The following is an 8,805-nucleotide window of genomic DNA, read 5'->3' as shown; positions in this document are numbered from 1 at the left end:
CGGCCAAAGGGAGTTCCTCCCTTTGGAATCCCTTCCGGCTTCGCGGGTGATGGCGTTCAGCCGTCGCTGGGCGGCAGCGGGCAGGAGGCCCCGAACACCGTGTCCCCGCGCAGGAAGCTCTCCACCATGGCGGGCACGGCGCTGTCGCTGGTCATGAGCATGTCCGTCTGGCGGGTGAACTGCAGCAGCCTGCCGATCTGGACGAGCTTCTCCTCGATGATGTCGGGCGGGTACTTCTGGAAACGCCCCTCCACCCTGTCGCCGGTCACGGCCACCTTGAAGCCGAGCGCCTCCAGGATGAGGGCGATGGCCCGGGCGCGGCGCTCCCGCCGATCCTCCCCGGCGGCCCCGCCCTTGAAGGCGAAGGTGATGTAGTTCTTGGCCACGGTCTTGCCGCAGTAGCTGTCCAGCACGCCATAATGATAGCCCACTCGGGAGCTGAAATTGAGGTACTTGTCAGAGACGATGGCGTAGCTCTTCTCCCCGAAGCGCTCCGCACCCTGATTCGCGCCGTCGATCATCTGCCGCCCCATCACGGAGAGGAAACCGCGCAACTGCACCGGCCTTGGGCCGCTGGCCACGAAGTCCTTGTCCGCCAGGCCGCGCAGCAGGGCCATGAACGGCCGGGAGAGCACGTCGTCGCGCTTGATCCTGTCCGCGCCGGCCACCTCGTCGCGCAGGCCGCCGCCCAGGTCGATCACGTGCAGATCGAGCCCGATGCCCACGTCGAGGCGGACGGCCATGCCGCCCTCGCCCGAAGCCTGGTCGCCCAGGCGGAACATGGCCGCATAGCAGCGCTCATGCAGGAAGCGTGTGACGTCGTGAAGCGTGGCGCAATGCTGGGGCGTGAACGCGGGTGATTTGGGGTCCACCAGGTGCAGGGGCGAGACAAGGACGCTCACGCGCTTGAGCAGGTCGTGCACGGGGGTGCCCAGCATGGGCGCGGGCGCGACTCCGTTCTCGGCCAGAAGGGGTTCGACCCTGCCTGCGTAGATACGACGGTTCGTGGCGTCCACCGTGACTCGCGCGCCGGGCTCCAGAGTGGACATCGCCCCGCGCAGGCCGAGAACCGTGGGCACGTTGAACTCACGGGCCAGCGAGGCCATGTGCCCGGTGACGCTGCCGTGCTCGGTGACGATGGCGCTGGCCTTGTTCATGGCCACCATGAACGAGGGTGAGGAGTGATCCGCCACCAGCACCCCGCCTTCGGGGAACTCCGCCAGATCGTCCTCCCGCCGCACGATGAAAACCGGGCCGCAGCCCGCTCCGGGGCAGGCCGCATCGCCGCCCTCGGCCAGCACCGTGTAGCCATCCAGGGGTTTGCGCCGGGCCTGAGCCGCACCTTCCGCAGGGCCAGCGGCGAGCGGCCTGGACTGGAGCACCAGCAAGCGGCCGGCTTCGTCTTGGGCCCACTCCACATCCTGCGGCGCGCCGAAGTGTTCTTCGAGCTGCAACCCCCAGCGGGCGAGCGTCTTGACATCCAGAGGCGAGAGGCAGGCCTTCGACCGGCTGTCCTGGTCGACGGCGCTCTCCACCAGTCCGCCCGCGAGGCCGCATTCCAGCCTGACCTCCTGGCCGGGAACATCCTGCGAGATGATCTCCAGGCTCTCCCTGTCCACGCTGAAGCGGTTGGGGTTGACCACCCCGTCCACCGCGTAAGGACCAAGCCCCCAGACGGCGTTGATGAGCACGTCGGAATTGCCGGGTTCGAAGGGATGGCGGGTGTAGAGCACCCCGCTGGACCGGGAACGGACCATTTCCAGGCAGACCACGGCCATGGCCGCCGCCTCGTCAGGCACACCCTTGAGCAGGCGGTAGGCCATGGCCCGGGGGGTGTACAGGCTGGCCGCGACGTAACGGTAGCTTTCGGCCACCTTGCCCGGCGCGACGCCCAGCACGGAGAGGTACTGCCCGGCGAAACTCAAGGCTCCATCTTCGCCCACGGCACTGGAGCGCAGGGACACGCGGAAATCGCCGTTGCCCTGCCCGGTCCGCAAGGCAAGGGCCGCATGGCGCTCCAGCAGTTGGGCCTCGAATCCGTCCGGGAAAGGCGCCAGCAGGATGAGGCGCTGGATGTCCTCGCTGGCCTGCTGCAACGAAGCGGGGTCCGAGGCGTCCAACCCCATGGTGCGTTTGGCGATTTCAGAATCAAGATCGGAATGTTCCAGAAAGGCGCGAAACGCGGCGGTGGTCACGCAAAACCCGTCCGGCACCGGCATCCCGGCGCTGTTGCGCGTTTCCGCCAGGTTTGCGCATTTCCCTCCGACGAATTCGCCGCTTCTTTGCGCGATTTCATCCAGGTCGAGGAACCAGGGCCCCTGCGCGACGCCACGGCCGGAAGCCAGAATGTTCTTGAGCTCCTCCCGGATGGCTTCGATCCTCTCCCGCAGGGCGGGCAGCTTCTCGCCGGAGAGGTTCTCGTAGCCCCGGAGCATCCGCAGGCAGTGGAACACCGCCTGGCTCGCGGCGGATTGCAGGAAGGACATGCCGAACACTTCGCGCCCGGGCAGCATTTCCTCCAGGGAGGCGATGGTGCGCAGCACATCGGAATTCGATTCGAGCAGTTCCTGGAAGTTGGCGTACTTGAACCTGAAGGCGTTCTGGTCTTTCCTTAAGGGCTGGGGCTTGCGGCCGACGAGTGGGAGCAGCAACCGTTTGAGGTTGGTCAGAATCGGACTGTGCATCCGGTCCATGGTTCCTCCCTGCGGCAGCCGGATTCGTAGCCCCTCAGGCACGTCAACCGGATCTGCCATCCGTTGGCGGATGATAGCGCGTGGCGGGGCCGCGTCCCTTGACGACCAGCAAACCCCGTTCCACCAGATCGCGCAAATCGTATTGCGCGGTTCGCGGGGGCACGTTCTGCCCCACGATGCTCTGGTACTGCGCGCGCGACATGCTGCCGTTCTCGCTGATGTAGGCCAGCCCCAGGCGCTGGCGGGGGTTCAGGGCGTCGTCCCCCGGAGAGGGTTGTTCCGGAACTGGCGCCGCGGCCGGGGCAGCCTGCGCCGCATCCTCCCTGGCGGAATCCGCACGCGCGGGCGCGGGACCTTCAATCGGGGTTGCCGCCCGAGCTTTCTGCTCTTCGGCCTGGCCCTCGAAGCGCAAGTCCTCCATGAGGATGACATTGGAATCCGCCATGGCCACCGCGCGCATGAGGCAGTGCTTGAGTTCCCGGACGTTGCCCGGCCAGTCGTGCGCGGCGATGCGCTCCCAGGCGCCCTGGCTCAGGGTCACCTCCCCCTTGCGCATGACCTGGGCCGATTCCCTGATGAAGGCGTCCACCAGCAGGGGGATGTCCTCCTTGCGCTCGCGCAGGGGCAGGGTCTGCAGGGTGAGAACCTTCAACCGGTAGTAGAGGTCTTCGCGGAATAAGCCCTCTGCGACGCACTCCATCAGGTTCTCGTTGGTGGCCGCGATGACCCTGGCGTCGAAGGCCACCTCCTGGTCGCTGCCCAGCGGGATGATCGTCCGCTCCGCCAGGGCGCGCAGCAGGGCCTGCTGCACCTTGGGGGAGGCGTTGCCGATCTCGTCCAGGAGAATGGACCCGCCGTTGGCGGCCAGAAAGGCCCCTTTGCGGTCGGTCTTGGCTTCTGAGAACGCTCCTTTGACGTGGCCGAAGAGCGCGTCCATGAGCAGGTTCTCGTCCAGCGCCCCGCAGTTCATGGTGATGTAGGGGCCGGCCGCCCGCCTCGACATGCGGTGGATGGCCTGGGCCGTGACCTCCTTGCCGGTGCCAGTCTCGCCGACGATGAGCACGTCGGCGTCCACTGACGCGGCCTTGCGCACCAACTGCTTGAACTGCCTCATGCCCTGGCCCGCGCCGATGATCCCTTCCATGGGTTCGTCGTCCCTGGCGGCCGAGATCTTCTTGTCCAGATCCAGGGGCTGCCTGTTCAGGTAGTCCTTGAGGCTGGCGTCCTTGATCTTGAGCTCGTCCTTCTGCCCTATCAGCGAGACCACCAGCGTGTTGATGGCGTCCTTGAGTTCCGTGGTCTCCTTGTCGCGCACGGGCAGTTCGAGCAGGGTCATCTCCCCTGTCCGGGGCATCGAGCGCACGGCCCTGGCCAGGTCGAGCACTGGGCGGGTGATGTAGCGCCCCACCAGCACGAGCACGCCGGCGCTGACCAGGAGCGCGGCCACGAAGATGAGCAGCAGCACGTCGAATATACGGTATTCGGCGGCCAGAACCAGCTTGGAGCGGTCCATGAAGGCCACGCCGCCCACAATCTCGGGCCCTTTTTCAGGCGAGCTGAGGAAGAACACGGGTGAATAACCCAACGCGTAGCTGTCGTGGGAGGTCACGGTGGGGTCCAGCTCCGAGCCCACGCTCTCGATGCCGGTCTGCCCGTTCTGCACGTCCACCACCATGCGCCAGTAGGTCTCGTTGGAGGCCGCGGGCCTGAACGCGCTGTGCAGGCCGGGCATGCCGTGGTCCCCCGAGAGGCCGGATCTGGCCACGTCCGTCGCGAGGGTGGATTCCTTGTCCTCGGGGCTGCCGGATTGGAACAATATCCAGCCGTTGCTGTCGAAGAAGAAGCTGTAGCGCCTGACGGCCGTGCGCGCGAAGGCAGCCAGGGGCGACTTGGGTGAATTGTGCAGGGAGAGGATGTCCCGCGCGGCGCGCCCGTCCAGGGAAAGCACCCAGAAGCCGAGCACCTTGCCGGACTTGTCCGTCACCGGGGTGACCATGCGGAATACGGTGAAGGTCAGCCCACTGCTCAGGCTGGGAACCAACCCAGGCGGATAGATGGACTCTGACAGCCCCACCAGCGTCACCGAGCCGGTCTTGGGGCTTTGCAGCCTGGACGGAGCCATGAGCGGCGAGTTGAACACCCGCTCGCACTGCTCCTTCGTGAGGCGGACCACCTCCTGCCCGGTATCCACCAGCATGAGCGGCGCGTCCCCGTTGGCCGGGATGTAGGCCACCTCGCGATAATTTCCGGGGCGCACGTGCGCCTGGATGGTGAGCATCGCGCGGACGGGCTCCTCGTCGATCTCGCCGTGTGAAAGCAGCAGGAGGTCTTCCCTGGCGTTCTCGAAATATTCGGCCAGGGCGTTGGCCTGGCCCATGGTCAGCACCTTGGTGGTGCGCTCGAGGGCAAGGTTCAGGTAGCGGACCGCGGTGAGCCTGGTGGCGTAGCCGGTGGCCAGCAGCACCAGCGAAATCAGCGGGATGATGGTCACCAGCAACTTGTTGCGCACGCTCATGGAGGAGAACCTCCCCAGGTTCTCCGCCAGGCTTCCACGGACCGGACGCTGTGGCGCGAAAAAGCCCATACTCCGCCTCCTGCTTTGCGCGATGCCGTCAAGACGCGCAAATTCGCACAAGATCAAGCGACTTCCAGGCGTTCACTGTTGCGCGAATCTACATTTCATCAAGCATTCCGTCAAGTTTTCACGTTTGGCACGCCGGTTGCTCTAATCCGCCTGACTTTGCGCGTTTATTTGGACCGGCAAAGGCCAACGCGCCCACGGCGGCTATCAATCCGGGATGTCCGGGGTGGAGCCCCGGCCCGGTGGAGAACTGGCAGGAACAGCAAGGAGGAGCACAGATGAAGAGGATCACACAGTTGGCAATCACGTTGCTGCTCGCATTGGGAGCACCCGGCCTGGCCATTGCCGCTGGCGGCGGTGGAGCCCCCATCGTCCTGGTGGCGGACACCCGCAAACTCACCGGCATCATGGCCTGGTGGGCCAATCTCTACAATGAGAGCCACCTCTATTTCACCATCCTGACGGTCATCATGATCCCGACGATCGGCGTGATCTTCGGTGTGCTGGCGGACATCGTCATGCACTGGATCGGTCTGGACCTGAAGTCCCGCGAACTGGCCGAACACTAGGACCGGCAAGGAGAACCACCATGGAATGGCTCTATATCCTCATGCCCATAGCGGGCGTTAAGATCTTCTGGCCCGGCCTGATAATCCTGGGCGTGGGCGTGGGCATCATCGGCGGCTTCTTCGGCATGGGCGGCGCCTGGATGGTCACCCCCGGCCTGAACATCCTTGGTTTCCCCATGGCATTCGCCATCGGCACCGACATCGCCCACATGGCGGGCAAGTCCCTGATCGCCACCATGCGGCACGGCAAGTTCGGCAACGTGGACTACAAGCTGGGCCTGATCATGATCGTGGGCACCGTCGGCGGCTTCGAGGTGGGCGCGCAGATGGTCATGTGGCTGGAGCGCGTCGGCAGCGTCGAGAAGGTCGTGCGCTACATCTATCTGGTCCTCTTGTTCCTCATCGCCTGGATGGTCTTCCACGACGTCAACAAGCGCCGCCAGAAGGAACGCGCCGCCAAAGCCGCGGGCAAGGAAGTGGACGCCCTGGCCACCGGCATCGAGTGGCACAAGACCCTGCACAAGATCAAGATTCCCCCCATGGTGCACCTTGAAGCCGCTGGCATCTACTGCTCGGCCTGGCTGCCCATCGGCGTGAGCTTCCTCACCGGCTGGCTGGCCGGCATCCTGGGCATCGGCGGCGGCCTGATCCGCATGCCCGCCCTGATCTACCTGGTCGGCTGCCCCACCCACGTGGCCGTCGGCACGGACCTCTTCGAAGTCATGATCTCGGGCCTGTACGGCGCGGCGTCCTACACCTTCAAGGGCCGCACCGAGCTCGTGGCGGCCATCATCATGCTCTGCGGCGCGTCCATCGGCGCGCAGGTGGGCACCGTGGCCACCAAGTACATCAAGGGCTACGGCATCCGCATCGCCTTCGGCCTGGCCGTCATCGGCTGCGCGGTGTCCATCGCCATGAAGATGATCGGCTCGAACTTCAAGCAGCTCAACTACGCCATGGACGTAGCGTCCACGGTGCTCATCCTGGGCCTGGTCGCCGGCATGAGCCTCTACATCTTCGTGAAGATGATCCAGGGCGCCAAGCAGGAACTCTCCACCAGGAAGCCCGCGTAAACGCAACAAATGAGCCAAGGAGCAATGAATATGAAGCGCTTCCCACTTCTCTTGGCCGCACTGGCGCTGGCATCTCTCTTGGGCTGCAGCGACTTCGGCAAGGTTGACCAGGGCAGGGTTGTGGCCTTCGATAAGGACGCCAAGAAGGTCACCTTCATCAGGGACAAGAAGGCTGACCCGGCCTCCCCCGACTACAGCGGGCTGCCCCCGGTGGTGTACCAGATGCCCGCCGACCCTGCCGAAACCGGCCCCGCGCCCAAGGCCGGCCTGCGCATGAAGCTGGACACCCAGAAGAGCCAGATCGTGGTCTTCGATCCCCAGGCCCAGGCCTTCAAGACCATCAACTTCAAGATCCACGACATCCAGGAGAACGTGGACAAGGACCACCCCCTGGTGTTCGACAAGGAAGCCAACAAGGCCAAGCAGTTCCCCATGGTCGACAAGGCCAAGAAGACCGTCACCATCTACTCCGGACGCCAGAAGCTGCTCGTGACCTTCAGCGTGCCTGACGAATACATGTCCTGGCCCGACTCCACCTGGGACGCCGGCGACGAAGTCCGGGTGTACTACAAGGACGAAGGCAAGGCCCTGCGGTTCATGAACATCAGCAAGACCGACATCTTCAAGAAGTAAAGGCAGGTCTGGCCGCTCACCCCCACCGCGGCCGCCAGCCATACCATCCAGAGCGGAGGGCCGGACCCAGGCCCCCCATCGCCGGCCCTCCGCCTCTGGATCCAACAGCAGAAGAGCCCCACGGGCCACAAGGAGAAGCAGCAATGAACGCCAAGCAGAAGATCACCCTCGTCGCCGTGGACCTGGCCATTCTCGTGGAGCTCTGCGTGGGCATGTACGCCGCCGGGCACGACCCCGAGAACTTCACCCCCGCCTTCTGCAAGAGCTTCTTCTCCTTGTTCGTGCCCACCCTGCTGGGCGGCATCACCCTGATCCGCCTGCTGCGCGACAAGGCCCGCACCGAGCCCGGCGCCGCCTGAGCGGGCCGCCCCGGCAACTTTTCCGAGCCCGGCTTTCCAACCTCCCTGGAACATGACATCAGGTGCCCATGAACATCTCCGAATGCCAGAACGTGCGCCGGCTCTCCGGCTGGATCGCCTCCGCCCTGCTCTTCGCCGCCCTGGCCTGCCTGGCCGACGGGCTGGCCGCCGGGTTCAAGGGCGAACAGCGGGACCTCCAGGGCCTGCCCGGCACCACCCTGCCCGTCACCGCCCCCCTGCCCCAGGGGGCGGCCACAATAAGCGACATCAACGTGCAGGGCGGCGACGATCTGGTTATCCTCACGCCGCAGAGCGAATTCAGCGGATTCTGGCTGGGCGGCACCATGTGGCGGGGCACCGTGCTCATCGCCGTGGATGCGGCCCCAGGGAAGAGGATCTTCACGCTCACCGGCCCCGGCGCCGACCCGCTGGCCCCGGCGCCCAAACCCCTGGTCATCGCGGTGACCGTTCACGCAAACGCCAAGGCCATGCGCAACGCTTCCCCCTCGTTCGTCATGCGGGCCGTGGGGGTGCACCCCTTCAGCGCGAGCGTGGCCATGCTGCTGCTCGCCGTGCCTTTCGGCGTGGCCGGGTACCTTGCAAACCGCACGTTTGAGCGTATTCTGGCCCAAAACGGGCAGGCCGTGGTCTATCTGGCCAAAAAAGACGAAAATGGCATGGTGATCGCCTTCTCCATGGGCACACGGCACGGCCTGCGCAATGGCATGCACGTCCCGATTTTCGATGGCAACGGCAGCCAGGCCGGCGAAGCGCTGGTGGATGGCTGCCAAACCGAAGACTGCACAGCCCGGATGGTGTCGGGCGAGTGCAAACCCGGCTACATGGTGGAATTGCCCTCCGGCACAAGGAAAGACGGTAACCAATGATGCGCCGCAG

7 protein-coding genes are annotated in these 8,805 nt (G+C 65.3%); 5 read left to right on the top strand and 2 right to left on the bottom strand.

All coding sequences use genetic code 11. The features are described 5' to 3' along the window. Positions 1-56: 56 nt before the first annotated feature. A complete protein-coding gene (locus tag MLE27_RS16670; RefSeq protein WP_243313565.1) occupies positions 57-2,684 on the bottom strand; it encodes a PEP/pyruvate-binding domain-containing protein in 2,628 nt (875 codons plus the stop codon). Between the two features lie 52 nt (positions 2,685-2,736). Continuing rightward, positions 2,737-5,277 (bottom strand): sigma 54-interacting transcriptional regulator, encoded by a 2,541-nt coding sequence (locus tag MLE27_RS16665; protein ID WP_243313564.1) that lies wholly within the window; start codon positions 5,275-5,277, stop codon positions 2,737-2,739. A gap of 275 nt (positions 5,278-5,552) precedes the next feature. On the opposite strand from MLE27_RS16665, the gene MLE27_RS16660 reads away from it, so the two are divergent. The 5 genes from MLE27_RS16660 (at position 5,553) to MLE27_RS16640 (ending at position 8,795) form a co-directional block, all read left to right on the top strand. Then, a complete protein-coding gene (locus MLE27_RS16660; protein WP_243313562.1) occupies positions 5,553-5,843 on the top strand; it encodes a DVU0150 family protein in 291 nt (96 codons plus the stop codon). Positions 5,844-5,863: 20 nt separating this feature from the next. Beyond that, entirely contained in the window at positions 5,864-6,916 is a 1,053-nt protein-coding gene (locus MLE27_RS16655) for a sulfite exporter TauE/SafE family protein (RefSeq protein WP_243313560.1), read from the top strand. A 30-nt stretch (positions 6,917-6,946) separates the two neighbouring features. Beyond that, the gene (locus MLE27_RS16650) at positions 6,947-7,549 is read left to right on the top strand and encodes a DUF4881 domain-containing protein (RefSeq protein ID WP_243313558.1); all 603 of its coding nucleotides are present in this window, start codon (positions 6,947-6,949) and stop codon (positions 7,547-7,549) included. 143 nt (positions 7,550-7,692) lie between these two features. After that, a complete protein-coding gene (locus MLE27_RS16645; RefSeq protein WP_243313556.1) occupies positions 7,693-7,908 on the top strand; it encodes a hypothetical protein in 216 nt (71 codons plus the stop codon). 68 nt (positions 7,909-7,976) lie between these two features. After that, entirely contained in the window at positions 7,977-8,795 is an 819-nt protein-coding gene (locus tag MLE27_RS16640; protein ID WP_243313554.1) for a hypothetical protein, read from the top strand. Positions 8,796-8,805: the final 10 nt, after the last annotated feature.

This window comes from Fundidesulfovibrio agrisoli (assembly GCF_022808715.1).
Classification (GTDB): Bacteria; Desulfobacterota; Desulfovibrionia; order Desulfovibrionales; family Desulfovibrionaceae; genus Fundidesulfovibrio; species Fundidesulfovibrio agrisoli.
Note: the sequence above shows the minus strand (reverse complement) of the source record. Positions and strands in the feature narration are given on the sequence as shown.